24 protein-coding genes are annotated in these 25,449 nt (G+C 67.3%); 8 read left to right on the top strand and 16 right to left on the bottom strand.

Features of this window, described 5'->3' with window-relative positions:
• Window positions 1–1,695: an ABC transporter substrate-binding protein gene (locus IT182_00710; protein MCC6161854.1), complete on the bottom strand. Its 1,695-nt coding sequence runs from the start codon at window positions 1,693–1,695 to the stop codon at window positions 1–3.
• A gap of 308 nt (window positions 1,696–2,003) precedes the next feature.
• Here IT182_00710 and IT182_00705 point away from each other — a divergent pair, with 308 nt between their 5' ends.
• Together IT182_00705 and IT182_00700 are read left to right on the top strand one after the other, a co-directional pair.
• The gene (locus IT182_00705) at window positions 2,004–3,641 is read left to right on the top strand and encodes a S8 family peptidase (protein ID MCC6161853.1); all 1,638 of its coding nucleotides are present in this window, start codon (window positions 2,004–2,006) and stop codon (window positions 3,639–3,641) included.
• A gap of 132 nt (window positions 3,642–3,773) precedes the next feature.
• Window positions 3,774–6,386, top strand: a complete 2,613-nt coding sequence (locus IT182_00700; protein ID MCC6161852.1) for a sigma 54-interacting transcriptional regulator — start codon at window positions 3,774–3,776, stop codon at window positions 6,384–6,386.
• Between the two features lie 92 nt (window positions 6,387–6,478).
• On the opposite strand, the gene IT182_00695 is transcribed toward IT182_00700, so the two are convergent.
• Together IT182_00695 and IT182_00690 are read right to left on the bottom strand one after the other, a co-directional pair.
• On the bottom strand, window positions 6,479–7,627 hold the full coding sequence (locus IT182_00695; protein ID MCC6161851.1) for an alkaline phosphatase family protein: 1,149 nt from the start codon (window positions 7,625–7,627) through the stop codon (window positions 6,479–6,481).
• A 1-nt stretch (window position 7,628) separates the two neighbouring features.
• The gene (locus IT182_00690) at window positions 7,629–9,077 is read right to left on the bottom strand and encodes an alpha-L-fucosidase (GenBank protein ID MCC6161850.1); all 1,449 of its coding nucleotides are present in this window, start codon (window positions 9,075–9,077) and stop codon (window positions 7,629–7,631) included.
• 187 nt (window positions 9,078–9,264) lie between these two features.
• Between IT182_00690 and IT182_00685 the strand changes: the two genes are divergently transcribed.
• Window positions 9,265–9,795: a J domain-containing protein gene (locus tag IT182_00685; protein ID MCC6161849.1), complete on the top strand. Its 531-nt coding sequence runs from the start codon at window positions 9,265–9,267 to the stop codon at window positions 9,793–9,795.
• A gap of 81 nt (window positions 9,796–9,876) precedes the next feature.
• Here the strand turns inward: IT182_00685 and IT182_00680 are convergent, their stop codons facing one another.
• From IT182_00680 to IT182_00655, 6 genes are all read right to left on the bottom strand, one after another.
• On the bottom strand, window positions 9,877–11,034 hold the full coding sequence (locus IT182_00680) for a pyridoxal phosphate-dependent aminotransferase (GenBank protein MCC6161848.1): 1,158 nt from the start codon (window positions 11,032–11,034) through the stop codon (window positions 9,877–9,879).
• A 15-nt stretch (window positions 11,035–11,049) separates the two neighbouring features.
• Window positions 11,050–11,637, bottom strand: a complete 588-nt coding sequence (locus tag IT182_00675) for a porin family protein (protein ID MCC6161847.1) — start codon at window positions 11,635–11,637, stop codon at window positions 11,050–11,052.
• 76 nt (window positions 11,638–11,713) lie between these two features.
• Window positions 11,714–12,295: an outer membrane beta-barrel protein gene (locus IT182_00670; GenBank protein MCC6161846.1), complete on the bottom strand. Its 582-nt coding sequence runs from the start codon at window positions 12,293–12,295 to the stop codon at window positions 11,714–11,716.
• A 46-nt stretch (window positions 12,296–12,341) separates the two neighbouring features.
• Window positions 12,342–13,838 (bottom strand): aminotransferase class I/II-fold pyridoxal phosphate-dependent enzyme, encoded by a 1,497-nt coding sequence (locus tag IT182_00665; protein ID MCC6161845.1) that lies wholly within the window; start codon window positions 13,836–13,838, stop codon window positions 12,342–12,344.
• Complete coding sequence (locus IT182_00660; GenBank protein ID MCC6161844.1) at window positions 13,825–14,268, bottom strand: hypothetical protein; 444 nt, start codon at window positions 14,266–14,268, stop codon at window positions 13,825–13,827. The genes IT182_00665 and IT182_00660 overlap by 14 nt, the downstream gene beginning before the upstream one ends.
• Window positions 14,269–14,290: 22 nt before the next feature.
• Window positions 14,291–15,313, bottom strand: a complete 1,023-nt coding sequence (locus IT182_00655; GenBank protein ID MCC6161843.1) for a hypothetical protein — start codon at window positions 15,311–15,313, stop codon at window positions 14,291–14,293.
• Between the two features lie 280 nt (window positions 15,314–15,593).
• On the opposite strand from IT182_00655, the gene IT182_00650 reads away from it, so the two are divergent.
• A complete protein-coding gene (locus IT182_00650; protein MCC6161842.1) occupies window positions 15,594–16,247 on the top strand; it encodes a hypothetical protein in 654 nt (217 codons plus the stop codon).
• 157 nt (window positions 16,248–16,404) lie between these two features.
• On the opposite strand, the gene IT182_00645 is transcribed toward IT182_00650, so the two are convergent.
• Window positions 16,405–16,914, bottom strand: a complete 510-nt coding sequence (locus IT182_00645; protein ID MCC6161841.1) for a hypothetical protein — start codon at window positions 16,912–16,914, stop codon at window positions 16,405–16,407.
• 68 nt (window positions 16,915–16,982) lie between these two features.
• Here IT182_00645 and IT182_00640 point away from each other — a divergent pair, with 68 nt between their 5' ends.
• From IT182_00640 to IT182_00630, 3 genes are all read left to right on the top strand, one after another.
• Window positions 16,983–17,690: an Ig-like domain-containing protein gene (locus IT182_00640; GenBank protein ID MCC6161840.1), complete on the top strand. Its 708-nt coding sequence runs from the start codon at window positions 16,983–16,985 to the stop codon at window positions 17,688–17,690.
• Window positions 17,691–17,714: 24 nt separating this feature from the next.
• Entirely contained in the window at window positions 17,715–18,821 is a 1,107-nt protein-coding gene (gene thiO, locus IT182_00635; protein ID MCC6161839.1) for a glycine oxidase ThiO, read from the top strand.
• A gap of 214 nt (window positions 18,822–19,035) precedes the next feature.
• Complete coding sequence (locus IT182_00630; protein ID MCC6161838.1) at window positions 19,036–19,329, top strand: BMC domain-containing protein; 294 nt, start codon at window positions 19,036–19,038, stop codon at window positions 19,327–19,329.
• Window positions 19,330–19,343: 14 nt separating this feature from the next.
• Here the strand turns inward: IT182_00630 and IT182_00625 are convergent, their stop codons facing one another.
• The 6 genes from IT182_00625 to IT182_00600 all read right to left on the bottom strand — a co-directional run bounded on the left by IT182_00625 (window position 19,344) and on the right by IT182_00600 (window position 23,855).
• Window positions 19,344–20,465, bottom strand: coding sequence for an alanine racemase (locus tag IT182_00625; GenBank protein ID MCC6161837.1), 1,122 nt, complete (start codon window positions 20,463–20,465; stop codon window positions 19,344–19,346).
• A 334-nt stretch (window positions 20,466–20,799) separates the two neighbouring features.
• Window positions 20,800–21,195: a DUF262 domain-containing protein gene (locus IT182_00620; protein ID MCC6161836.1), complete on the bottom strand. Its 396-nt coding sequence runs from the start codon at window positions 21,193–21,195 to the stop codon at window positions 20,800–20,802.
• Between the two features lie 19 nt (window positions 21,196–21,214).
• Window positions 21,215–21,751, bottom strand: coding sequence for a hypothetical protein (locus tag IT182_00615; protein MCC6161835.1), 537 nt, complete (start codon window positions 21,749–21,751; stop codon window positions 21,215–21,217).
• A 105-nt stretch (window positions 21,752–21,856) separates the two neighbouring features.
• On the bottom strand, window positions 21,857–22,189 hold the full coding sequence (locus IT182_00610) for a hypothetical protein (GenBank protein MCC6161834.1): 333 nt from the start codon (window positions 22,187–22,189) through the stop codon (window positions 21,857–21,859).
• 202 nt (window positions 22,190–22,391) lie between these two features.
• Window positions 22,392–22,715 carry a helix-turn-helix domain-containing protein gene (locus IT182_00605; protein ID MCC6161833.1) on the bottom strand — a complete coding sequence of 108 codons (324 nt, stop codon included), beginning with the start codon at window positions 22,713–22,715 and terminating at the stop codon, window positions 22,392–22,394.
• Window positions 22,716–22,829: 114 nt separating this feature from the next.
• Window positions 22,830–23,855 carry a Gfo/Idh/MocA family oxidoreductase gene (locus tag IT182_00600; protein MCC6161832.1) on the bottom strand — a complete coding sequence of 342 codons (1,026 nt, stop codon included), beginning with the start codon at window positions 23,853–23,855 and terminating at the stop codon, window positions 22,830–22,832.
• 281 nt (window positions 23,856–24,136) lie between these two features.
• Between IT182_00600 and IT182_00595 the strand changes: the two genes are divergently transcribed.
• Window positions 24,137–25,435: a metallophosphoesterase family protein gene (locus IT182_00595; protein MCC6161831.1), complete on the top strand. Its 1,299-nt coding sequence runs from the start codon at window positions 24,137–24,139 to the stop codon at window positions 25,433–25,435.
• The last annotated feature ends 14 nt before the right edge of the window (window positions 25,436–25,449 follow it).

The raw sequence follows: 25,449 nt of genomic DNA, 5'->3' as shown, positions 1-25,449 counted from the left end.
TCACCGCACGCCGATCGCGGCGGCGTTCCAGAGCACGGTCGGCGACAGCAGCCCTGGCGACACGTGCTCCAGTCGTCCGCTCGTGGCCACCGTCACGTTCGGCGCGGCGAACACTATTACCGGCAGCTCCGTGTCGAGCACCTGCTGCGCCTGCAGGACCAGTGCACGGCGCTCGTTCACATCGGTAATTGAAAGCTGACTCGTCATCAGGCGATCGATCTCGGCCTCCCACGGCGTGGCCGGAGTGGCTTGTCCGGGATTCCAGAGATGGAACGCGCCCGACGACAGCCAGAACTCCATCAGGCCCGACGGGTCCGTGTCCGATCCGGGCAGGCCGTGGTACATCGCCTCGTACGTACCCTGCCGCAGGCGCTCCTGCAATCCGCGTGCGTCGAGGCTGGCGATCTCCACCTGCAGGCCGACCTTCGAGAGCGACTCCTGGAGGACCAGTGCAGCACGCTGGCGAATCGTGTGGCCCTGCTGCACGAGCAGCGTGAAGCGCGCCGGTGCGTTGTAGACGTCTTCGCGCATGCCGTCGCCGTTGCGATCGCGGACGCCGATCGAGTCCAGCAGCGTGGCCGCCATGTCGAGCGAATACGGTCGCGGCGCGAGCGTATCTGCGTGCCAGGCGCGATTGCCGGGCGTGATCATGCTCGACACCTGCACCGCTGCGCCCCTGTAGACCGCGTTGATGAACGCCGTGCGATCGACGGCATGCGAAATCGCCTCTCGCAGCGCCCGGGCCTTCAGCCACGCGCGCTTCTCGCCACCAGGTGCGTGCGGCCCGAGGTTGAACCAGAGCATGTCGGTGTCGAGCGAAGGGCCGAGCTCGAAGAGTTGCAGCCGGCCCTGTGCGGCGAGCGCGCGTGCTTCAGGCAGATCGTCGGGGCGCAACTCGGCGGTGACGACATCCGCCTGGCCGTCGCGCAGACGCAGCATCTCCGCATCCTGCGACGGGACGATGTCGAAGCGGAGACGTGCGGCGCGCGGCAGCCGCGCGCCATCGCCGGCGCGACGCCAGTAGTGCGGATTGCGTGCGAGGTGGAGGGCCACGCCTGGCTCGTGGCGTTCGAGGACGAACGGCCCGGCGCTCACCATCCCCGCCGGCGGGGCGTCTGCCGTCCACGCGTTCGAGAGAGAGCCGTCGCTGACCAACCCCTCATAGCGCGCGCGCGGCAGGATCGGTACGCCGTGAAGGGGGCGGAGTCCCGGCCCGAACGGCGTGGGGTACTCGATCGCGACGGTGTGCGCGTCGATCGCCCGCACCACCACAGGAGCACCATCCACGAGGAGGTTGTCGGCCACGACGCTGCCGATGCGCGTGTCGGCAGCGGTCTCCACCGAGAACACCACATCGCCTGCCGTGACGGGCGAGCCGTCGGAGAAGTGCGCATCTGGTCGCAGCGTCACCGTGAATCGCCGGCCATCGTCGGACAGGGTCCATGCCGAGGCCAGGGCGGGTTCCAGATCCTGCGTCGTGTGATTCACGCGGACCAGCGGCTCGTGGATGAGTTGGCTGACGACGAGGGCGGCGCGGTCGGCGGCGAGCAGCCTGTTGAGCGTACGCGGTTCGGCGCGGAGTGTGGCCACGAGTTCGAACGTCGTGTCGGCCTGCCGCGCGGGAGCGGTACGCAGCCACACGAGGCCGGCGACGATGAGGGCGAGAAGCAGGAGGACGCCGGCAAGACGCTTCATGGGAGAGGGCAACTCCTTGGCTACACCGGCCAAGATCTTGGCCGATCAACGGGCGGAAAATCTGCCTCGACAGTGATTCCAAGCAAATGATGAGGTTGACTTCCAATTGTCGAGACGGGCCCTGATCCTGTGTCGGCACAACGAGTCCGCCGCTTCAGGGGTGCATTCGTCTCATGCATCTCGTGTCCGAGATCGCAATTTCTGCACACATGGCACGACGCATGTATTGCTCCAGACGTCGGCGCATCGTCACATGGCAATTTTGGCGAGCTCCGAAACGCGTTCCCCTTGTACCTGGAGCCTGCACGATGTTCTCCCTCCGTTCGACCCTCCCTTCGCCCATCCAGCGCACCGTCGTCTGGGTGTCCATCGCCTTTCTGATGCTGGTGCTGTCGTCGCCTCTGCATGCTCAGGGCCATCGCGCGCGCCTGTCGAGGGGGCTGGTGGACAAGGTGGGTGCCGGTGCCGCACGCGGGGTGATCGTCTCCGGGACGCCGGCGCAGATCCGCGACCTTGCGGCGCGGCATGGTCTGGTGGTCGAGAAGGTGCTGGAGACGGGGGCCGTCCTGAGAGTGGACAGGGCCGGCCTGTCGCGCCTGGCGAGCGACCCGGGCGTGCCAGCGGTGGCCGAGGACGCGCCGGTGGCAGCGCACATGGCGACCGAGGTGCAGGCGCTCGGTGCCGACCAGGCGTGGCGCGGGGCCTTCGGCCTGCCGGGTGTGGACGGGACGGGCATTGGCATCGCGATCATCGATTCGGGGATTGCGTCGACGCACGAATCGCTGCGCGGCCGCGTAGTGGCGGCCGTGGATTTCGTCTCCGTGCGTGAGCGCGGGAACGACGGCTACGGCCACGGTACGCACGTGGCGGGCATCGCGGCGGGTAACGTGACGACGCGTGCGGGTCGCTTCAGCGGTGTGGCGCCAGGCGCGCACGTGGTGAACCTGCGTGTGCTCGACGCGAAGGGACACGGCACGACGAGCGACGTGATCGCGGCGATCGACTGGGCCATCGCGAACCGTCGCGCGTACAAGCTGCGCGTGGTCAACCTGTCGCTCGGCAAGCCGGTGCTGGAGAGCTGGGCCGACGATCCGCTCGTGCAGGCGGTGGAGCGTGCGAGTCGCGCGGGGCTCGTGGTGGTGGCGTCGGCGGGCAACCTCGGCACGCTGCCCGATGGCACACGCGTGCGCGACAGCATCACCTCGCCGGGCAACGCGCCGTCGGCGATCACCGTGGGCGCGATCGACACGATGGGCACCGTGGCGCGCAGTGACGACCGCGTGACCGACTGGAGTTCGCGTGGCCTCACGGCGATCGACGGGTTCATGAAGCCCGACCTCGCGGCGCCGGGCCGCCGCATAGTGTCGGCGGGTGCCGCGCAGAGCACGCTCGCGCAGAAGGACGGCGCGGTTTCGACCGGGTCCGGCCAGCGCTTCTACCTGCGGTTGTCGGGCACGAGCATGGCGGCGGCGATGGTGTCAGGTGCCGCGGCGCTGGTGCTCCAGGCCAACCCGTCGCTCAAGCCGCACCAGGTGAAGGCAGTGCTCCAGCTCACCTCGCAGCGCGTCGCCGAATCCGGCGTCGCCGCCGCCGGCGCCGGCGCTATCAACGTCGTCTCTGCTGTGTCGGCTTCCCGACGCGGGTTGCAGAATTTGCCAACGACAAACATCGCCGGCGAGACAATCGAGCGCAGTGGTCTGACCTTCGCCGCGAAAGCCGGCGCGAACACGCTCGTGTGGGGCGACACCCTGGTATGGGGTGACACGCTCGTGTGGGGGGACACCTTGGTGTGGGGCGACACGCTCGTCTGGGGCGATACCTTGGTGTGGGGTGACACGCTCGTGTGGGGGGATACCTTGGTGTGGGGTGACACGCTCGTGTGGGGCGACACCCTGGTATGGGGTGACACGCTCGTGTGGGGCGATACCTTGGTGTGGGGCGACTGAGATCATAAATGTCGAATCAGGGGCGGTCGAGGAAGTGCTGTACACTCTGCGGCACTTCACCGAATGCCCCTGAACCTGCCAGCCGCCCTCCGGCGTGCCCTCCGTTCTGGTAACGCCTCTAGTAGTCGACGCATGTTGCATGCCGCATCTCTTCCTGATGCGACACGCGACGTCATCGAGGCTGAGTTGTTGCGACAGGCTGGCGCTGTGTCAGCCGCTTCTGCACAGCTCGGGACCTATGCCGTTGACTCGCCTGACGCAGCGTTGCGAGTGTTTGCTCTGCGCGTCAAGGGTGAACTGTTCGGCTCATCTGGTCGCGTAGCAGACGCACTCGATACGCTGGGGCGAGTGCTGGTGGAAGGAGAGGCTGCACAGGAGCACGAGCAGGTTGCTCTCGCGGCGCTCTCGCGTTTTACACTGCTAACGAGCCACCGCGGACTCGCTGAGAGCCAGCAGGCCTTCGAAACAGCCAAACGCGCCGTACTGAAGTGCGGAGACCGCCAACTGATGGCGTCGCTGCATGCTCGCGTTGGGCAGGCTCATGCGCAGCGAAGCCTTCCGGGCGTCGCTGTTCCTGAACTGCTCTCCGCACTGGCCCTGCTGGAACCAGAGCCAAACGGCGCCATCGAGACGTTCGTTTGCTTAGCGCTTTCTGGTGCAGAGTATCTGCTCGCGCGGAACGTAGACGCCGCTCGTTGGGCTCGCACCGCTTATGAGACGGCTTCAGTACATGGGCTTCAATCTCTTCAAGCTGCTGCACAAGCCAATCTAGCGTTTCTTGAGTGTCGTCGCGGCCACTTCGACAAAGCTAGAACACTGGCTTCGACTGCACTAGATGCTGTTCCGAGAGTATCGCTAGCGCGTGGAGCGCTCCTTGATACGCTCGCCAACGTCGCGCTGGAGACGGGAGGTATCCAGGAGGCAGAGCCACACGTCCGAGAGATCGACGCGATTGTCTCTGAGCTCAGCGGGACTACCATCCTTCTGGTTGACTCGGCCTCGGTTCGTAGCAGATTTGCCGTTGCATCCGGAAACATGCAGGGTGCGATTGAGCTGCTGACTGCCGCACAACAGGCAGCAGATGACCGCGGTGATCTAGCAAACTGGGCCAAACTCAGGCTGCTTTGTGCGGAAGTGCTTTGTGCGACAGGAAACAGCGCACGCGCCGACCTCGACGTTGTGGATGTCGTTGAGCGCCTGCAACACCCCAGTGCCGAAATTGTCGGTCTGCTGGCTCGCGTACGTGCGGTATTGGCGGCTGATCGAGGGGATCGAAAGCGCTGGTACAGTGAGCACGGAAGGGCTATTCGGATTTTCCTCGCGTCCGGCGATCGATGTAGCGCAAAGCAGACAGCGAGAATCAGGGCTTCCGTGCCCGCCAACCACTGGCCGCCGTTGGGGCTGCCATCTACCAGAAGGCACAGACTGCATTTCGAACTCGCCGAATCATTGGCATACGTGTGCGCGCTTCTTCCGCAGCCAGCGCTCGCCGCATCTGAGACCATCCACTTGCTTCGAAGAATGAAGGTGATCGTTGACGGACGCGTAATCCAGTCGCGAACACTGTCGCCGGATTCTCCTTATGCAATTGCGTTTGGCGCCGTCGGAGACGAGACCGTCACGTTAGAGCTGCAGCCCAAGCTCGATCCCACCTCGCGCGAAACTATTGCACAAGTCTTCGGCATGATCGGAACAGCGATCGCGGCCCTGCGATCTGGGCAGGAGTCCAAGAAGCGTGTGCTTTCCTGGGAGCTTGATGTCGCTCCAGAGGGCAAGGTGGGTCTCTACATCTCGACAGAGATGAGGAAACTACTTTCAACGATCAAGCGCGTCGCTCCAACTGATCTGCCCGTGCTCATCGCAGGTGAGACGGGGACGGGGAAGGAGATCGTCGCGCAGGAGGTTCATGAGCTTTCGAAGCGGTCGCAGCGGCGGTTCATCGCGTTCAACGTGTCGGCCGTGCCGCGCGACATGCTGGAGGGGCAGCTCTTTGGCTACCGGCGGGGCGCGTTCACTGGCGCCGTCGCCGACAACAAGGGGCTGATCCGCGAGGCCGAGGGCGGCACGCTGTTCATCGACGAGATCGGCGAGCTCGACGCCGACCTGCAGCCCAAGCTGCTGCGCTTCCTCGAAAGTGGCGAGATCCAGCCGCTCGGCGAACGGCCCCAGCACGTCGACGTCCGCATCGTGGCGGCCACCAACGCGCGCCTCGAGGAGCTCGTTCGCGCCGGTCGTTTCCGCGAGGACCTCTTCTACCGCCTCAACGTCGTCTCGCTCACCATCCCGCCGCTCCGCGAGCGGCGCGAGGAGATCCCCACGCTCGTCAACCACTTCCTGACGATGCATGCAAAACAGGCGGGGAAGCCGATCCCCCAGCTCACGCCCAAGGCACTCGAGTGCCTGTCTGCTTACGAATGGCCGGGCAACGTGCGGCAGCTCACCAACGAACTGAAGCGCGTCGTCGCCCTCAGCGAAGACGATGAACTGGTGGACGTGACGCACCTCGCACCCAACGTCCGCACGTCGACGCCGACGCTGCCGCCGACGCACGGTGACCGTTCGTACTGCAGCGTCTGGCTCGATCGTCCGCTACAGCAGATTCACGACGACATCGAACGCGCAGCGATCACTCGCGCGATGGAACGCAACGGCAACAACCAGGTCGCCGTCGCCGCAGCCCTCGGCATCACGCGCAAGGGCCTCTACCTGAAACGCCAGCGCCTGGAACTCGCCACGCCCCCATAGAGCTGATCGGCCTGCACCCTTTCCCCTTCCCCCTTTCCGTCCCTTTGATCCTTTCCCCTTCCCCCTTTGGTACTGCCCTTGTCCGTTACCCCTTACCCTTTCCCCTTTGACACCGGTCTCAGTGGCGCGCCCGCCCCTCGGGGCGCGCTCTTCCCGATGAACGCTGCTATCGTCGCCGCGACCTGACTCTGCGATGCCGGCGGATGTCCCGGCGCCCACACACCGCGCGCCGCCCAGTTCGGCGCAGACACCGCCGCCCACACGTACTGCGCGCCCTCGGTGTCCTTGCCGTGGCTGTTCCAGTCGGCGGTCGTGTTGCCGCGACCATGGTCGGTCACCAGCATCAGCGCCGTCCGCCCCTTGAACGTCGGGTCCGTCTGCAGCTGCTCCCACAGCTTTGCCAGCCAGCCGTCGAAGCGGTGCAGGTACTCGATCAACCGCACGTAGTTCCGGCCGTGCGACCAGTCGTCGGATTCGTCGAGCCCGATCCACAACACGCGCGGCTGGTGCCGCTTCAGGTGATCGAGCGCGAACTGCCACGTGTAGTGGTCGTAGCGCGCCGAGTTCCAGCCGGGCACGGTCTCGAACTGCGCCGCGCTCAGCGCCTGCAGCCGCGGATCCGGCGAGTCGTACGCCTGGAACCCGGCGTTCACGAACACGGCATCGTCGACAGACGAGGCGATCGACCTGAACACGTCCCACGAGCCGAAGCACGCCACCTGCTCGCGCGTGGCGCCGAGTTCCCGCCGCAGGACCTGCAGCACCGTCTCGAAGGGATACCGCCTGTTGTCGTTGCTGGTGATGACGTCGTCGTGCGGCGCGCCCGTCATCAGCTCCGCGTAGCCCGGGTAACTGAATCGTTGCGTGTTGCCGAGCGTCATCACGCTGCCCGCTTCGCGATCGCCGACGATCGACGCGTGCGACTTCAGCCACGTGCCCCAGATGAACGGCATCAGCGCTTCGCGTCGCGCCTCGCGTGTCTCGCGCCAGAACGTCTTGTACAGCGCGTGATCGGACGCCTTCACCTTCTCGCCGATCACGTGCTGCAGGATGCTCACGTCGATGCCGCCGAACATCTCCTGCGTGCGCACGCCGTCGAGCGAGATGACGATCACCCGGTCGGCGGTACCTGTACCTGCCTGCGCGGCAGCGCTCGTCGTCGACGACGCGTGTGTCAACGGCGTCAACGATGCCGCGACGGGTGCCACGGTCAGGGACTGGAGGAGTTGCCGTCTGTTCATGTCAGTGAGCCTCCGCCGCGGCAGGCGCGGCTTTCGTGGAATCGTGAAGCGACAGCGACGCGATGAGCGGTACGCCGCGCGCGTCATGGATCGTCACCCGCACGCGTGACGTCGTCGTGACGTCGGTGGCGACGATGCGGGTGTGGCCGATGGTGGTGCCGTTGGCGATACGCGTCCAGGCGCCGTTCAGCCAGGCTTCGATCTCGAACAGCGAGACGCGCTGTCCCTGCGCCACGTACTCCTGCAGCCGCACGCGATCGAAGGTGACGGGCGTGCCGAGGTCCACCGTCACCGCACCTGTCTCGGTCGATCCGGCCGGCGCCCAGAACGAGTCGAGATCGGCATCGAGCACCGCCGACGCCGCATGCCCTCGCTCCGCAGACGAGGCCCCCGCCGTGGCTCCCGATGGCACCAGCGACGACCCGTACACGCGATCGACGAACGCGCGCATGCCCGCGAGCGCCTTCACGTCGTTGTCGTGGATGAGACCGCGATCGTCTGGCGGCACGTTGAGGAGCAGCGTGCAGTTGCGTCCGACGGACGTCTCGTACAACCGCAGCAACGCGCGCGGTGACTTCACGCGCGTGTTCTCCGCCGCGCGCCAGAACCAGCCCGGGCGAATCGACACGTCGCACTCGCCCGGCACGTAGAACCGCCCGAGCGCCGACCCCTCTGGCAGGTCCATGCTGAGCGGCGTGCCTGGCTGATAGCGATCGCGATCGAGCATCGCCCAGTTGGTGAGCGGCGCTTCGCCGCGCTCGTTGCCGATCCACCGGACGTCGGGTCCGGCGTCGCTGAAGATCACCGCGTTCGGCTGCAGGCGCCGCACCACGGCGTGGAAGCGCGGCCAATCGTACACCTGACGCTTGCCGTTGGGACCTTCACCGTTGGCGCCGTCGAACCACACCTCGAAGATCTCGCCGTAGTTGGACAGCACGTCTTCGAGCATGCGCACGAAGACGTCGTTGTATTCCGGCGTGCCGTATGTCGGGTGATTGCGATCCCACGGCGAGAGGTACACGCCGAACTTCAGGCCTTCGGCGCGCGCCGCATCGGACAACTCGCGGAGCAGGTCGCCCTTGCCGTCGCGCCACGGACTCGCGGCCACCGTGTGCGTCGACTCCTTCGTGGGCCACAGGCAGAACCCGTCGTGATGCTTCGCCGTCACGATCACGCCCTTCATGCCTGCGGCCTTGAAGGTGCGCGCCCACTGCCGGGCGTCGAGCGCTGTCGGGTTGAAGACGGTGGGCTGCTCGCGCCCCGAGCCCCACTCGACGCCGGTGAAGGCGTTGGGGCCGAAGTGGACGAACGCCGTGAACTCCATCCGCTGCCACTGGAGTTGCGCGACGGAAGGCACGGGCGGCACCGGCGCCTGCGCGCCGGCGGATGCCGGCATCGCCAGGACCAGCAGACAACAGGCGGCCGTCGCGAAAATCGGGAACAGACGCATGCGGCAGTCTAGATCACACGGTCGTGGACCTTCGGAACGGCACCCACAAGGGGTGCCCCTGTACCCGTCTGCGCAGGGGTTGAAACCCCTGGCCTCCATCCGGACCGGTGTCCGGTTGTCGGGGTGCCCGTTGCCCGTTGCCTGGCATGTCATTCAAGCGGCGGCGGCCGGCGCCGATCTCCTCTCCATGGGAGCTCGGCTCGGGTTCGCCGACGTGCTGCTCAGAAAGCTGGCTGACGCGCCGCCTCCGGTGGTGCTCGGCAGGCTGAGCGAGCCGCGCATCGCAAGTCCGTCCTGGGTCCATCGCCTCGAGCCGCTTCGCGTGGCGTCGGCGACAGTCCTCCACCAGCGCTATCCGCAACCGGCGTCTGCAGCGCCTGCGGCGGCGGGGATCCCCGTGGAGGCGCCGCCGGCGTCATCGCGATGCGGCGCGCAGGCGTCATCGTCGTCGCGTCAGGCGCGTCCCGTGCGCATCGTCAGGCGCAGCGCGCGGGAGCGGATTGCGATCCAGCTTCTGAACCGTCTCGGTGCGTCAATCGCGGCAGGAGCCTCGGACGCGGACGTCCGCAGCGCCTACAGGCAACTCGTGTTCGAGACGCACCCCGATCGTCACGTCGCACGCGATACCCGCACCAGCGACGATCGCACCCGGCGTTTTCGCGCCGTCGTCCACGCGTGGCAGATGTTCCAGGACGACAGCGCGACGCGCACGGCGTAGCTGCCGGACTCGTCCGGCAGTCAGCGATCCTGGTCCGCCGGACACAGTCCGTTGGCTACACCTCTCTGTCCGTCCCCAACGTCACGATGCGATCTCCGCGCGGAGGCCGTCGACCAGGCGCGCCATGCCGGCGGCGACCGTGTCGCGATCGAGGGCGCCGAACGAGATGCGCAGCGCGCACGTGTCGGTGAGGCCGAACGCGCTGCCTGGCACGACGGCCACGCGGTGCCGCTCGATCAGCCGCCGCGTCAGCGTGAAGGCGTCGAGCGTCGTGTTGACGCGCAGCAGCACGTAGAACGCACCATCTGTCGGCGGTGCCTCGACGAGATCACCGAGGCCTGCCAGCGTTGCGTGGACCTCGCTGCGAACGACGTCGAGGTCGGCGACCTTCGGCACGCAGTACGCGCGTCCCACGCGCAGCGCCGCGGCGGCGCCTGCCTGACACACCAGCGGCGGGCAGATCAGGTTCGTGTCCTGCACCTTGTTGACGGCGTCGAACAGTTCCTCCGGCACCACCATGTACCCGACGCGCCAGCTCGCGAAGCCATATGCCTTCGAGAGCGAGAACAGCGCGATCGTGTGCGCACGACTGCCGGCGGCAGACGCCGGTGAACAGTGCCGCGCGTCGCCGAACGTGAAGTACTCGTATGCCTCATCGCTGATGTGGAACAGACCGTGCCGCGCGCACAAGGCATTCACGGCCCGCAGCGCGTGTTCGGGATAGACGGCGCCCGTCGGGTTGTTCGGCGAGACGGTGACGATGGCGCGGGTACGCGAGGTGATGGCGTCCCCAATCGCGTCGAGAGCGAGCTGATAGTTCGCGTCGGTGCGAACCGGCACGGCGCGACAGCCGATCATCGTCAGCGCCATCTCGTGATTGAAGTAGAACGGTACCGGCAGGATGACCTCGTCGCCGGGATCGGTGATCGCGAGCACGGCGTTGAGGAACGCCATGTTGCCCCCGGCGGTCACGACCACGCGCCGCCGATCGAGGTGGATGCCGTTCTCGCGCGTCAGCTTGTCCTGCAGGATCGCGAGGAGGTCTGGCTGGCCCTCGACGGGACCGTAGCGATGGTCCGCCACGGATCCGCCGAAGGTCTGTAGCGCCGCCGCCACGTCTGGCGGCGGGCCATACGACACGATCCCCTGCCCGAGCGAGATCGTGCCGGGATTGCTGCGAATCCAGTCGCCGAGGATGGGGATGACCGGCGGCTGGATGTCGGTGATGCGTCGCGGCAGAGGCACGCGCCCATTCTAGAAGCGGAACGTCACTCCTGCCGTCGCGCGCCAGAACTTGAAGTCTCCGAGCCTGAAATCGCGCGGCTCCGGGAAATCGTCGTCGAGGTCCGTGTTGTCGAGGCTGCGGAACTGCCGCAGATCTCCCCGGACGGCAATCCTGTCCGACACGAACACCATCACGCCCCCGCCGTAGTTGACGCCGAGGTCGTTGCGACTGAGATCGTCGAAGAAGTCGAGCAGGCCGAGGTCCGCGCGCATCAGCCCGAGGCCGACGGTCCCGTAGGGGCGTACCTTGCCCAGCGGTACGCCGACGAGCAGGTTGCCCATCACCGTCGTCACGTTTCCGTTGCTGTCGAGTTCGCCGAAGTCGTCCTCGTCCTCGAAGAAGTTCGGCGCGTAGCCGAGGTCGAGCTCGACGCCGACTATGCGTCCCGTGACGCCGAATGATCCGCCGTACACGGTGCGGTTCTCGTCGGTCGGCGTGTTGGTGGTGACGCCGATGAACGGCGTGATGATTCCGCCTGTCGTTTGTGCCGCAGTCGGCGTGGTGGACGCTGCCGCCGCTGTTGCGAGGATGAAAGAAGTCAGTATGAACTTACGCATAATGAAGCCTCCTATCGGGCACCGGTCACCGGGCATCGGGCACCGGATGTCCGGACAGTGAGCGCTGGCATCGGCATCAGAAGCGGAGGGTGACGCCGCCGGTGATGCGCCAGAAGTCGAAGTCGGGCACCGGCAGGTCGATGTCGAACAGGTCCGCGGCACCTTTCAGCGTCAGGTCGCCCACGGTCCTGAAGTACCGGATGTCGCCGCGAATGCCGATCGACTTCGACGGAAAGACGTAGAGCCCGCCGCCGTAGTTCATGCCGAACGTCCTGCCGCTGATGCTCAGTGCGGGCCCGAGCGCGGGCACGTCAGCGCTGCCCGTCGCCCTGATCACGCCGAGACCGGCCGTCGCGTATGGCTGCAACGGACCCGTGGGAAAGCGCGCGACGACATTCACCATGCCTGTCGTCACATGGGCGTTCAGGTCGATGGGCGTGCCACGCAGCGACGCTTCGGCCAGTGACGTCCGAGCCAACTCGCCCTCGAAGCCGATCAGGCCTCCGAGCGAGAGCGTCGCCCCGTACGTCATCTTCTTCGTGTTCTCGTCGACGAAGCTCACGCCGGCAAACGGCGTCAGCAGGATGTCGGCCGCCGCGGCGCGCGGCATCGCCACGCACAGCAGAGTGCCGACCACGAGGGTCAGGACACGTCGCATCGACTCGTCTCCATCGCAAAACGTGTGCCGGCCGTACGGCCGAGCCTCACGAGCGCGCGGCGTGCGCGCGGATAAGGTCCCACGCCATCGAAAGATGGGCCTCGGTGGTGCGGGCATGGCCTACGGCCAGGCGCAGGGCGTACGCGCCGCGAAGCCTGGTGTGCGAGAGGAAAATCTGCCCGTCTGCATTCAATTCATTCAGTACGCGTTCATTGAGGACATCCAGCGCGGCCCCGTCACCGGCCAGCGCGGCTGGTCTCGCGCGGAAGCACACGACGCTCATCGGTACGGGTGCCAGCCGTTCGAACGCGGGATCGGCATCCACCCATCCGGCGAAGATGCGGGCGAGCCGCAGGTGCTCGGCGATACGCGACCGCATCCCCTCCGCCCCGAAGTACCGCAGCACGAACCACAGCTTCAACGCCCTGAATCGCCGGCCGAGCTGCACGCCGGTGTCCATCAGGTTGCGCACTTCTGGCGCCTCGCTCGTCTTCAGGTACTCGGGCACCACCGCGAACGCCTCGCGGAGCGCGTCCATGTCGCGACAGAAGAGCACGCTCAGGTCGAATGGCGTCAGCATCCACTTGTGTGGGTTGACGACGAGCGAATCCGCGCGGTCGGCGCCAGCGAGCACCCAGGCCATGTCCGGGACGAGGGCTGCCGCACCGCCGTATGCCGCGTCGACGTGCAGCCACACGCCTTCGCGCGCGCAGATGTCGGCGATCGCCGGCACGGGGTCCACGCTCGTCGTCGACGTCGTGCCTGTGGTGGCCACGACGGCTAGTGGATGCCGTCCCCCCTCGCGATCGGCCGCGATCGCCGCGTCGAGCGCGTCGACGTCCATGCGGAACGCCTCGTCGGACGCGATCTTGACGACGGCCTCGTGACCGAGGCCGAGCAGGATGACGGCCTTCTCGACGGAGGAGTGAGCCTGATCGGAACAGTACACACGCAGCCCCCGCGCATCGTCGCGGCCAGCCAGGCCCGTGCGGCGGACGCCGCGCAGCGCGCGTTCACGCGCCGCGGCAAGTGCGTGCAGCGTGGAGATCGACGCCGTGTCGTAGATGACGCCCTCAAACGGTGCGGGCAGGCCCATCAACTGGCGCAGCCAGCCGAGCGTGACGGCTTCGAGCTCGGTCGCAACGGGCGACGTGCGCCACAGCATCGCCTGTTGATTGAGCGCCGCCGAGAGGAAGTCGGCGAGCACGCCTGGGCCGCTGGCGCAGATCGAGAAGTACGCGAAGAACGTGGGGCTGTTCCAGTGCGTGAGGCCGGGAACGATCACGCGATCGATGTCGGCGAGGATCGCGCCGATCGACTCGCCGTGATCGGGTGCCGCGGACGGCACGCTGCGCGCGATGGCGCCGGGTTCGACCTGCGCCATCACCGGGTATCGCTCGGCGTGCTGGAGGTAATCGGCGATCCACTCGACGAGCGCGTGGCCCGCCGCGCGGAATTCGTCGGCGGGCATGTCGCCCAGCGGGCCCGCCGTACGCGGGATGTCGGGAAACGCGTGCCGCGGGCCCGGGTCAGGCTCGTGCATCGAGGAAGCGCTGCACGAAGTCCAGCATCACGGGACTCTTGAGGCCGATACGCTGACCTTCGGCGATGGCGTCCTCACGCGACCAGCCGTCCTGCACCACGCGTTTGATGACCCACACGGCGCCCACGCGGTTGGCCGACGCGCAATGGATGTACACGGGCTGGTTGGCCGTGTCTTCGACGATGGCAAGGAATTGCTCCGCGGTTTCGAAGGTCGGCGCATTCGGGTCCATCGGGAGATGGAAGTATCCGAGTCCGGCGTCGTGCGCCGCCTGAGCCTCGTCTGCCACGCCTGGTTCCTGAGCCAGCCGCAGGTTGATGACGGAGACGAAGCCCATGCCAGGGAGCGTGGCAATCGCCTCCTTCGGCGTGTCGCCGGCGCAGGCCACTGTCGCGTCCACTCGAGTGAAGTTCACGATGCCGGCAGTCATGCCCCGCAGTATAGCGCCGCTGTCAGCGCTCGACGTGCGTGGTCACGGAGTCGGCAAGGCGGACGGTGAGCGACTGCCCGGCACGAATCACCGCAGGCTGGCGGTCGTCTGTCATCGCCCAGCCCGCACCGCTGCCCGCGCCCGTCGCCGCGCCGATCGCGGCGCCCTTGCCGCCGCCGAGGATGGCGCCGAGCACCGCGCCTCCGATGGCCGCGCCGCCGATCTTCTTCGCGCTGCGGCCCGTGGGTGAATCGCCATCGCGGTAGACGATCTCCGTCGGCATCGCGACCTCGGTGCCGTCGAGCAGTACGAGGGTATGGAATCGGAGCCCGAGCCGTGCGCGTTCCTTCACGCGCCCGCCCTCTTCAACGAGCACGACGTGGCCGATGAGGCGTGCGCCCCTGGGTACCACCACGTCGCCAGCGACGACCAGGTCGCGCGTGACGCGCGCCCGCACGCGGTCTTCGACGCGAGCCGACTCGGTCGAGACCGTCTGCTCCATCTGAATGCCGATCACGGCGTTGGCGGGAATCGTAATCGGCTCGTACTGCCGTACGGGCTCCGGAGCCCTCGTGGCTTCGGCGACTGGCACCGACGAGGGAATGGGCGACTCGTCGATCGATTCGGTACCGCCGCTCCGCTCCGCGTCGGCCGCGTGTTCAGCCTGCGGCGGCGCCGACACCCCGGGAAGCGCCGACGGTGCGACGACTGGCGGCGTGCTGCGCGGTACGTCCATCGGGGGAGGGGCGACTGGCGGCGTTGGCGTCTGGAAAGTGACCGCAGCGACTGGCGTCGGCCGGTCAGGCGCCTTGCCCACGGGTGCGATGGCCTCCGACGCAGTGACCTGCGCAGCGCGAGGTTCCGACGCGTTCGGAGTGGCTGGATCGACTGCTGCAGACGCGCGCTCCGGTGCCTCGCGCGTCGTGCCGGCGGGCGCGCTCGCGCCGGCGGGGGTCACTTGTCGCACGGCCACGTAGCCGCCGATCCCGGCGGCAGCGAGGCAGCCGAGCACGAGAGCCGAGGCGGGGAGGGCGCGCTGGTCCATGTTCGTGACTCTGGCCGGATCGTCCGGCGCAGTGCACGGTAGCGCAAACCTCATGCCTGAGGCCAACCTGCGCCCGACGGGCACTTACGCGATGCCGCCGTCCACGCCGACGCCTGCACAGGACAGCGACTGCATCCCAACGGGGACATCACGGGGCGGGACGCATCTTGCACATAGACCGGGCACCGGGCACCGGATCTCAGCATGCGTGCCGGACAAGTCCGGCCCCTGCAGTCCTTGTTGACGGCCCAGGACCGTCGCCGGCCGTCGAGAGAAAGCCATGACACGCATCCTTGGACTCACGTTCGGCGGCCTGCTCCTGTCTGCCAGCCTGTCGTTCGCAGGCGACCTCACCGTGCGCGACATCATGGAACTGCACAGGTCCGGGCTTGGCGAGGAGGTGCTCATCGCGCTCATCGAGACCGATGGCGGGCCGTTCACGCTGGACCTGGTTGACATCCAGGAACTGAAGGCCGAGGGCATCCCCGAGCGCGTGATTGCGCTGATGGTGCGGATGAGGACACGGCATGCCACGTCCGTCGATACCTACGCGGACGATGAGGCGGAGGTGTTCGTCGAGCAGGATGAGCCGCCATCAGTCGTGGTGCAGCAGCAGGAGGTCGTGACCTACGTCGTTCCGTCGATCGTGATCGTGCCGACCGCCGTCCCCGACCATGGCGAACGTGGGGATCGTCGCGTGCGTCATCGCGGTGAGCGGCGCGACGACGACCGCTCCTCGGGTCGCGTGGACCGGGGTCGCCATGACAAGGCCAATGAGCCGCCGCCGGCCACGTGGACGACGCGTCAGAACGACGGGCGCAACGTCACCTCGTCTGGCCAGGTCCGTCGCGGCGTGCCACCGGCAACGTGGATCACGCCGAACCCTCCCAGGGCAGCCTCTCCGGGCGAGAAACCTGCCCGCCCGCGCAAATAGCCGCCGGCCCACCACCTCGCTGTAGGGGCCGGACGTGTCCGGCCCGCGCGATCCCCGTTCGCCGCATGAATCCGGCGGCTACACCTCCGTGGGGTGATCGTCGCCCGCCGGTCCCTACGCCGTGGGGACGGCATTCGGCATCGCGGCATTCCCGGCACTACTCCCCTTCCACCATCGGCACATAGGCGAGGCACGTGCGACGACCGGCGAGTGCGTAGCCGACCGCGCGGTGCAGGCCGTCGACGACGACCAACGCGGCATGCGGCGGCATGACGCGATCGCCCACGTTCACGGGCGATACGACGATGGGGGCTGCTGACGAGGCAGTCGCGGCGTGCGTGATCCGTCCCCAGCACGATGGATTGGCCGACGCGTACGCATCGCGATGCACGTCCAGCCACTCGATCGCGCTCCGCACGGGTTGGCCTGCCGGATCATCGCCGAGCCGCATGCTGTCGCCGTGACAGGGCTCACCTTCGTGAGCAGGCAGCCAGAGCGCCGCGAACGTCGCCTCGTCGAGCTCGACCACCTGCCATCCCGTGGCCAGACGATCGAGTGCGTCGACGAGCGGCAGTGCCCATCGCGCCGGATCGTGATTCGGATAGCGGGCGGCGCGGATCTCCGCGTCGATCGGCGCGCGCGAAACGAGTGAGCGGACGAGTCGCATGACTTTCGAAGACCCGTTCATCTTGCTACAGTCGCGGCGTGACGTCTCGCTTCTCCGCCGCCGCGTTCATGGTGTTCGCCTTCCTGCTGGCCGGGTGCGACAGCTCCTCCAGCACGCCCACGTCGCCGAGCGGGTCGCTCCAGATCACCGCGCCGCGCATCGTCCTGCGCGCCGGTGATACGCAGACGCTCACCGTCAGCGGGGTGTCGACGTCACCCGTCACGTGGACGAGCTCCGACAACAGCGTGGTATCGGTGAGTGCGTCGGGTCTCGCCACGGCCGGCCGTGCGGGAGCTGCCACGATCACGGCTACCAGCGGTGGTGCATCAGGAAGCCTCTCCTTGCGTGTCGCTTCGAACTATCAGGGGACGTGGACTGGCGGCCTGAATCGCCTGCAGCTCACGTGCGCCACGGGGTCGACGTCGCCGCCGTGCGTCTCCGGCGCGTCGACGACAGGCACTGTCACGCTGCGCGTCGAACAGATCGGCGATCAGGTGACGGCCACCCTCGTCGACTCGGCCGAGCCATCGGTGCAGGTTCCCCTCGTCGGACAGGTGCAGACAGACGACCAGCTCGCCTTGGCGGGCCGCCTCGACGTCCCGGCCACGACGCCGACCCTGCGCGTCGAGGTCGCCAGCCTGCGCGCCGGCATCGACGTCACGCCGGGCTCGCTCAACGGCACCTACCAGTGGCTCGTCGACCGCGCTCCCGCGTCGGGCGGAAGCCTCCAGTCCGACTACCGCGCGCAGGTGCAGTTCAGGAATCTGACACGGTAGGAAGTTGCCGGTAAACTTGCTGCTGTGACTTCGCACGCGGATGTCATCGTCGTTGGTGGCGGGCTGATCGGGTGTGCCGTCGCGCATGCCCTCGGACGTCACGGGGCATCCGTTCTTGTACTCGACGCCAGCGCGCCCGGCGGCGGTGCGTCGCAGGCGTCGGGCGGCATGCTGTGTCCGCACATCGAGGGGCTGCACAACCCGACGCTCCAGCGGATCGGCGCCGACAGTCTGTCGCGTTACGACGCCTTCATCCAGCGTGTCCGCAACGACTCCGGCATCGACGTGCCCTACGTTCGCAACGGCACGCTGCAGGTGACGGGCACGGAAGATGGCGCGGCGGCGCTGGCCAGCCTTGCCACCCGTCTCGATGCCGTGGGTGTGCCGTGTCAGTTCGTCGATGGCGAGGCTGCCGTATCGGAACTGGAGCCCGACGTGGCGCCAATGCTCGCGGGGCTCCTGATCATGGAGCACGGCGCCGTGCGCATCCGCGATCTCGTCGATGCCCTGCGCCACGCGAGCACGCGTCTTGGCGTTCGCTTCAGTCACTCGGAGCGCGTCGAGCAGGTGCGTCAGGCGGGTCATCTCGTCGAAGTGCGGACGCACGCGCACACGCTCTACGCCCCGCGCCTCATCGTGACGGCCGGCGCGTGGTCGATGTCGCTCGCCGTCGAGGGACATCCACCAATCCCCGCGCATCCCGTGAGGGGGCAACTGCTGCGGCTGCAGATGCCCGACGGCGGGCTCCGCCGCGTGCTGTGGGGACCGTCCTGCTACATGGTGCCGTGGGCGGACGAGGTGCTCGTCGGTGCCACCGAGGAAGAGGCCGGGTTCGATTCGCGGGCGACGGTTGCCGGCGTCCTGCACCTTTGCATGGCCGCGCAGGCACTCGTGCCCGCGCTCGCCGACGGCGCGTTCAGCGAAGTACGCGTGGGGCTGCGCCCCGGCTCGCCAGACGGGTTGCCGATCATCGGTCCCGCGCAACGGCTCCCCGGCGTCATCCATGCAACGGGGCATTTCCGCAACGGCGCCCTGCTCGCCCCACTGACAGCCGATCTCGTCGCCGACATCGTCGCCAACCCTGACACCGTCGTCCCGCCGGCCGTGTCACCAGCGCGATTCGGTCTCTGACGAGAGCGCTGCGCCTGACCGCCGGACTGAATCCGGCTGCCACACGTGGTGAGGAGCCCGCCCTACCGCGCCGTAGCCTCAGCGAAGGCGGAAGGCCTGCGGCTACGTGGTGAGGTGCTGGCCACCGATGCCCAGTGCCCGGCGCCAGGGAAAGTGCCGCGGGCCCGCCCGGTTGCCCGTTGCCGGTTGCCGGGGAATGCTAGACTTCCGCTCCATGGCACAGGCACCGCGTGAGGTGGGCGACGCGCTCGGGATGATCGAGACACGTGGGCTCGTGGGCATGGTCGAGGCCACCGACGCCATGCTGAAGACGGCCAATGTCACTTTGGTGAGCTGGCAGAAGGTCGACGCGGGCCTGGTCACGGCCATCGTCCGTGGCGACGTCGCCGCCGTGAAAGCCGCCACGGACGCAGGTGCCGCCGCCGCCCGCCGCGTAGGCGAGCTGGTCGGCGTTCACGTCATTCCCCGTCCCGCCGACGACGTCGAAACGATCTTCCCGATTTCGTAGCGCAGTCGGTCCCCTCAGTTCACGCGTCCTCTCGCGTCGACCACTGGTTGATCGATCACCTGATCGCCGTCGGTGACGACGTACCGGTTCGAGAGGTTGGCGACGACGCAGGCGTGGTTGGGGATGATGGTGACGCGATCGCCGATGCGGAGGCGCGGCGTGCCCGACACGCGGACCACGGCGTGCTCTTCCGACAGCCGTTCGATGAGGAGATGCTCGTCGGGCGTACCGTCGGGGCCGAGCACCACGCCGAACCCCTGTGCGGCGCCCGAGTAACCGCGCGCGGCATCCGAACTCAGGACCTTGCTGCCCGCGTCGAGCACGAGGCGATCCGCCGACGGGCACGACACGACTGACGCCATCGCGCGCAGCGCGCACCCCGACCACCCGACCACGCCGAGTCCCACCTGCGTGCGGTCGTGGAAGACGTAGTTGCCGGGTCGCAACTCGGTGATGCCGTCGAGCGTCGCGCTCACCAGTGCCTGCGGCGTGGAGCCCACGCTGATCTCCGCGACCTCGACACCCTGCGCTTCGACGCCGCTGCGGATCTCGGTCAGCAGTGCGACCTCCTCGCCGGCGATACGTCGCATGTCCTCGGCCGACGTCGCGGCGTACGAGTGGCCCGCGTGGCTGAGCAGTCCCCGCAGATCGACGCCAGGCATCCGGCTCACCGCCGTGACGAACGCCACGGCATCGCGATCACGCGGATCCACTCCGCACCGATGCGTGCCCACGTCGATCTTCACGAGGACCGGCAGTCGCCGGCCCGCTCGCTGCATCACGTCGGACCATGCCTGCGCTACTCCCAGATCGTCGACGACGATCGAGAGGCGCACGCGATCCATCAACGCGAGCACGCGCGCCGCGTACGTGGGCGAGACCGGATACGCGATGCGGAGATCCTCGACGCCCGCGTCGGCGAAGACTTCCGCCTCGGCGGGCTTGGCGCACGTGAGGCCCACGGCACCTGCCGCGATCTGCTGGCGCGCGATCCACCCGCTCTTGTGCGTCTTGCCATGCGGACGGAGGCGTTTCCCACCTGCGGCGGCAGCCTCAGCCATCCGGCCGATGTTGCGCGCCATGGCCGGGGCGTCGATCGCGATGAACGGCGTCTGGAGATCGGTGAGCGTAGGCACGGGCTACAGCCTACCGCGTCCACGCGCCGCGCAGCGACCTCGGCCAGGTTCTCGTCAAGGCCAAGACCGCATGCGAAGTCTCCGGACACCGCATTGCCGACCATCTTGTTGACGTCACCAAAATGGTCGATCTGGGGTCAGGAAGCCAGTTCCGCGCTCCAGACAGTTCCTGATCTCCATGTCATTGAGCTTGACGCCGCCCGTGTTCAATCGCTCAAAGACGATGAACTGGATGTCGCGTGAACCATGCGTGAGCTCAAAGGAGCGGAGCGTGACGTCCTCGAGCTTGCGCTGATCGAGCTCCGGCAGGTCCTGGAACTGTTTGCCATTCAGCTCAATTCAGCTCTGTTCGCACGTCCAATCGCTGCAGCGCGTACTTTCCATCGAAGAAGTCGAAGACGGAGGTAAGGCGCTGGAGCCCGTCGATGACCTCGTACTTGCCAGCACTTGTTCGGCTCAGGTAGACGACTGGAACTGGGATGTCGAGAAGGAATGACTCGATCAGCTTCGACGCTCGTGGGCGATCCCACACGTAGTTCCGCTGCCACTCTGGGTCGACAATCAGGCGACCTTGCTTGTACCAGCGATTGAACTCAGACAGACTCCTGTCAGCCTTCTCCAGGGCGACGGAACCGTCAGGTGACGCATTGAGGTCGCCTTCGTCGCCACCCTCCAATGCATCGTCGTCCTCCAGGCTTTCGGTCTCGACGAGATCGTCGACCTCACTCATGTGCAGTACGCCAAGCCGGCTATCCGGCAATACGCTGGCACAGATCTTCGAGATGCAGGTCACTCACGACGCGCTCGACGCTCTCCGTCTCGCCTTCCGCGAGGATGCCCCTCACATCGTCGAACGCCTTCGCAGTAAAGAACCGCTTCCTGGGCGCGATGTACACGACGACCGGCTTGCCCTCGCGGGAGAGGTTCACGACGTTGTTGATCGTGCCCTTGCTCTTGCCATCCCACAGCATCAGGCCGTACTCGGCAGCGTCGGCCATGACCCGATCCTTCATCGAGTAGAAATCGAAGCCGCGCGCCCCCTTCGGAGCAGACACTTCGTGCATCGGCCAGTGGCCGACGTTGTTCCGACAGTGGCGCTCCATGCAGTGAACGAGGACGTGTGGATAGGCCTTCTCGGCCAGGTAGGTCTGCACCGCCTTGTCGGCGCCGTTGGCATCGCCGACGAGGATCTGGAAGCCCTTGTCAATCATCGTGTCGACGCGAGTCTTCACCTCGGCGGGGAGCCGAGTGATCTGGCGCGAGCCGGCGATGAAGACTTTCGTCATGCCTTGGTCCGAGTCTCCGTGATGGCCAGAAAGTAGACAGCCGGGGCTCCTGCGTCAATCAACCCCTGAGCGACCACGGCGGCCGTGGCGCCCGACCGATAGAGGTCATCGACGAGGAGCAGTCGGCGCCCTTCGACGACCTTCCGGTCGAAGGCGAACGCGCCATCCAGAAGTTTTCTGGCGTTCATCGTAGCCGAAGACGTCCTTGAGCTGCGGCGTCTCCTTGGTCTTCGTGGCGGCGCCTCTCAGGATCGGGATCGAGAGGCGGCCAGCAAGGGCCTTCGCGATCTCCACAACCGGCTGGAACGCCCGGCGCCGAGAAGGTGGCACGGGGACGATGGCGTCGAGCTGAAGTTTTCGCTTCCCGACGAAATCGGCCGCGGTGTCGGCGATGTCGGGCAGCGTCGTCTTGTCGTTCCGGTTCTTCAGGCGAAACACGAGTTCGCCAAGCTCGCTCCGCTTTGTGTCGAACTGCGCATGGCCCTACGAGTCGTGCCCGAGGAACTCGCTCCTCAAGGTGTGCTGGCGTTCGAGTACATACCCCTCCGCCCAAGGACCACGGAGGCGGCGCGGGTCGATCTTGACGATGGGCACGGCACGCTGATCGTAGCAGCCGACCGCGCTCGCAGGAGGCGCTCTTCTACGGCGCGTCGTCGGCGCCGACGATGCCGCCTTCGCCTTCGAGGCGGGCGATCTGCTTGACGTCCTGGCGGGTGAATCTCAGTCTGACGCCGGCGCCCATGCCGTCCGATTCGTCGATGACGAGCGCGCCGAAGTGGTCCAGGCCCCGGCACATGGCGTCGATGTCCTCGTCCGACCGGAGCCAGCTGCTGCCGCTGGCCTCGATGTGCCGCAGCGCCGCAACGGAAATGCCGCAGGCGGCGGCGAAATCCGCTTCGCCGACGCCGACCAGGGCCCGCGCCGCCGCGATCACGCGTCCCGTCAACCGACGTGTGTCGTTCATGTCATCACCCCTGACCAGACCTCCGTCAACAGACGCTCGAACGGCGACGAGCGTAGGCACGGGCAACCGGCACCTCGTGCGGTACCCGGTGCCCGCTGCCCGGTGCCCGGCTTCTTACAACGAGACGACGTCGCCGGTCTTGACCGATCGCTCTTCGGCTTCGCAGATCTCGACGGCACTCAGGCCATCCGCTGCCGTCACGACAGTCGTCGGCTGGCTCGTCCTGATCGCCGTCAGCATGTGGTCGAGTTCGAGGACGTATCCGTCGGGGCCTTCGAGAGACACCACACGCGGCTCCTTGTCGGCTTCGAGGACGAGCAGCGCATCCACGCCGCGCGCGCTGTCGTAGTCGATCGTCGCGTTCTCGAACATCACCGTATACGACATGCCGAAGCCGCTGGCCATCAGCCAACTGCCTTCCGAGTACACCGTCGCGCCGTTGGGCACGGTGTACTGCGTGACGACGTGATCGATCGCGCCACTGAAGCGGCTCACGCCCGTCGAGTACACCTTCGTCGGCCGACCGAACACGAACTGGACGAAGTCGGTGTCGTGGACGTGCAGATCGAACAACGCGCCGCCTGAATCGCCGCCCTTGAAGTACGTGTCGCGGCTCCAGCCCGGCGGCGCGGAGACGCGGCGGAAGCGCGCCGTCAGCGCGCGACCGTAGGTCTCCTGCGCAACGAGGTCCTTCAGCCAGGCCCAGCCCGGCCAGAAGCGCATGCACATGGCGGGCATGAAGAACGTGCTCGCCGCCGCAGCCGCGTCGACGATCGCTCGTGCTTCGGTCGACGTCCGCGCCAGCGGTTTTTCGCAGATCACGTGCTTGCCAGCCGCGAGCGCCGCCAGCGTCTGCGGCACGTGCAGCGGCGTCGGCACGCACAGGTCAACGAGGTCCACCTCACCATCGGTGAGCAGATCCTCAATGCGCGTGTACGCCCGCACGTCCGGGCCGAGATCGACGGCGTCCGAACCGGCGACGTTGCCGGTCACGCCGCCGAGCACGCCGTTCACGGGCTGACGCACGGCGTCACAGACGGCGACGATGTTCACGCCGGAGAGCTTGCGATAGGCGTTGATGTGCGTGAGGCCCATGAAGCCGAGGCCGACGACGGCGACGTTGACGGGACGATCGCTCATGGCGCTCATGCCGGGAGGTCCTCGACCATCACACGGGTCGCGTCGATGGCGCAGTCCAGCGGTGCCAGGGGTGATTCCGATTGCTGCCACCAGCGGCAGACGGCAGGACGGGAGACGAATGCGGGTGCGGTCACAGTCGAGCATTAGAACGCACTGGGAGGGGAGAACTCAACGCGGCGCGCGAGTGCCGAGGTGGAGGCCTCCGTGCTAGGATTCGCCCGTTCCGGTTCTGCTGGCTGAGCAGGGTTCCGGTCTCTCAGAACGTACGCATCAGCATGCCCATGTCACGCCTCCGGCATGGTGTCCTGTCGTGTCTGCTGGCCCTCGGGTGCTGCCCGGTCGCCGCGTTCGCTCAGGCGCCGGTTGCATCCGCGCCAGACGATTCCGGTCGCCGGCCGACGCGCGTGGTGCTCACGTGGCGCGACGACCCTGCCCGATCGCAGGCCGTCACGTGGCGGACCGATGCCGCGATCGACGAGGCGTTCGCCGAGATAGCCGAGGCGACTGCCAACCCCGGATTCGGCGCGCTCGCCCGTCGATCGCCCGCGCGGACGACGCCAGTGACGCTCGTCTCCGGCACGGCCGTGTACTACCACGAGGCCCGTTTCACGGCGCTGCGTCCCAACACCCTCTACGCGTACCGCGTGGGCGATGGCGCCACGTGGAGCGAGTGGTTCCAGTTCAGGACCGCGCACGCCGAACCGGGCGCGTTCTCGTTCGTCTACCTCGGCGATGCGCAAGTCGAGGGGCGGTCGCTGTGGTCGCGCACGATGCGCGCGGCGCTGCTCGAGGCCCCGCGTGCGCGCTTCGTGCTCCATACGGGCGACCTCGTCAACGTCGGCGACAGTGACGAGCAGTGGAGGGAGTGGTTCCACGCCGGCGGCTGGGCCAACGGCACAGTCACGCAGGTGCCGGTCGTCGGGAACCGCGAGTACGAGCGGATGAACAGGGAAGAGCCGCATCAGCTCGCGCCGCTGTGGCGCTCGCAGTTCGCCCTGCCCGAAGACGGCCCGGAAGGGCTCTCGGAGACCGTCTACTCCTTCGACTATCAGGGCGTGCGCGTCATCGTCCTGAATTCGGTCGAGGAGGCGCGATACGCGGATCAGGCGCGCTGGCTCGAAGAGCGGCTCAAGGACAACAAGAACCGCTGGACCATCGTCGCGCTCCATCATCCGGTGTTCTCCCTCGTCACGGGTCGCGACAACGCCGCGCTGCGCGCCGCGTGGAAGCCCCTGTTCGACAAGTACGGCGTGGATCTCGTGCTTGCCGGGCACGATCACGCGTACGGTCGAGGCGAGAACCTGCTCGGGACCGAGACCGATCGCGAGGACGGCGGCCCCGTGTACGTGGTGTCGGCGAGCGGCGCGCGCATGGAAGAGTCGATCCGGACCGCCACGTGGGCCACGCGCACGGGCACCAACGTGCAGCTCTATCAGGTGATTCACGTCACGCCGCAATCGCTCAGGTTCGAGGCGCGTACGGTGACGGGGCAGCTGTTTGACGCCTTCGAGATCACCAGGGCCCGTAACGGACGACGCCGTTTCGTGGACCGCAAGCCCGACCTGTCGGGCACCTTCTGAACACCCGGCCGGAG

This window comes from Acidobacteriota bacterium, from assembly GCA_020845575.1.
Lineage (GTDB): Bacteria > Acidobacteriota > Vicinamibacteria > Vicinamibacterales > Vicinamibacteraceae > Luteitalea.
The sequence above is the reverse complement of the archived record's forward strand: the minus strand, read 5'-3'. Positions and strand labels throughout refer to the sequence as shown.

Coding starts and splice junctions, on each gene's coding strand:
- IT182_00710 (MCC6161854.1), bottom strand. CDS start 1,695: ATGAAGCGTCTTGCCGGCGTCCTCCTGCTTCTCGCCCTCATCGTCGCC.
- IT182_00705 (MCC6161853.1), top strand. CDS start 2,004: ATGTTCTCCCTCCGTTCGACCCTCCCTTCGCCCATCCAGCGCACCGTC.
- IT182_00700 (MCC6161852.1), top strand. CDS start 3,774: ATGTTGCATGCCGCATCTCTTCCTGATGCGACACGCGACGTCATCGAG.
- IT182_00695 (MCC6161851.1), bottom strand. CDS start 7,627: ATGAACAGACGGCAACTCCTCCAGTCCCTGACCGTGGCACCCGTCGCG.
- IT182_00690 (MCC6161850.1), bottom strand. CDS start 9,077: ATGCGTCTGTTCCCGATTTTCGCGACGGCCGCCTGTTGTCTGCTGGTC.
- IT182_00685 (MCC6161849.1), top strand. CDS start 9,265: ATGGGAGCTCGGCTCGGGTTCGCCGACGTGCTGCTCAGAAAGCTGGCT.
- IT182_00675 (MCC6161847.1), bottom strand. CDS start 11,637: ATGCGTAAGTTCATACTGACTTCTTTCATCCTCGCAACAGCGGCGGCA.
- IT182_00670 (MCC6161846.1), bottom strand. CDS start 12,295: ATGCGACGTGTCCTGACCCTCGTGGTCGGCACTCTGCTGTGCGTGGCG.
- IT182_00665 (MCC6161845.1), bottom strand. CDS start 13,838: ATGCACGAGCCTGACCCGGGCCCGCGGCACGCGTTTCCCGACATCCCG.
- IT182_00660 (MCC6161844.1), bottom strand. CDS start 14,268: ATGACTGCCGGCATCGTGAACTTCACTCGAGTGGACGCGACAGTGGCC.
- IT182_00655 (MCC6161843.1), bottom strand. CDS start 15,313: ATGGACCAGCGCGCCCTCCCCGCCTCGGCTCTCGTGCTCGGCTGCCTC.
- IT182_00650 (MCC6161842.1), top strand. CDS start 15,594: ATGACACGCATCCTTGGACTCACGTTCGGCGGCCTGCTCCTGTCTGCC.
- IT182_00645 (MCC6161841.1), bottom strand. CDS start 16,914: ATGCGACTCGTCCGCTCACTCGTTTCGCGCGCGCCGATCGACGCGGAG.
- IT182_00640 (MCC6161840.1), top strand. CDS start 16,983: ATGGTGTTCGCCTTCCTGCTGGCCGGGTGCGACAGCTCCTCCAGCACG.
- IT182_00630 (MCC6161838.1), top strand. CDS start 19,036: ATGGCACAGGCACCGCGTGAGGTGGGCGACGCGCTCGGGATGATCGAG.
- IT182_00620 (MCC6161836.1), bottom strand. CDS start 21,195: ATGAGTGAGGTCGACGATCTCGTCGAGACCGAAAGCCTGGAGGACGAC.
- IT182_00615 (MCC6161835.1), bottom strand. CDS start 21,751: ATGACGAAAGTCTTCATCGCCGGCTCGCGCCAGATCACTCGGCTCCCC.
- IT182_00605 (MCC6161833.1), bottom strand. CDS start 22,715: ATGAACGACACACGTCGGTTGACGGGACGCGTGATCGCGGCGGCGCGG.
- IT182_00600 (MCC6161832.1), bottom strand. CDS start 23,855: ATGAGCGATCGTCCCGTCAACGTCGCCGTCGTCGGCCTCGGCTTCATG.
- IT182_00595 (MCC6161831.1), top strand. CDS start 24,137: ATGTCACGCCTCCGGCATGGTGTCCTGTCGTGTCTGCTGGCCCTCGGG.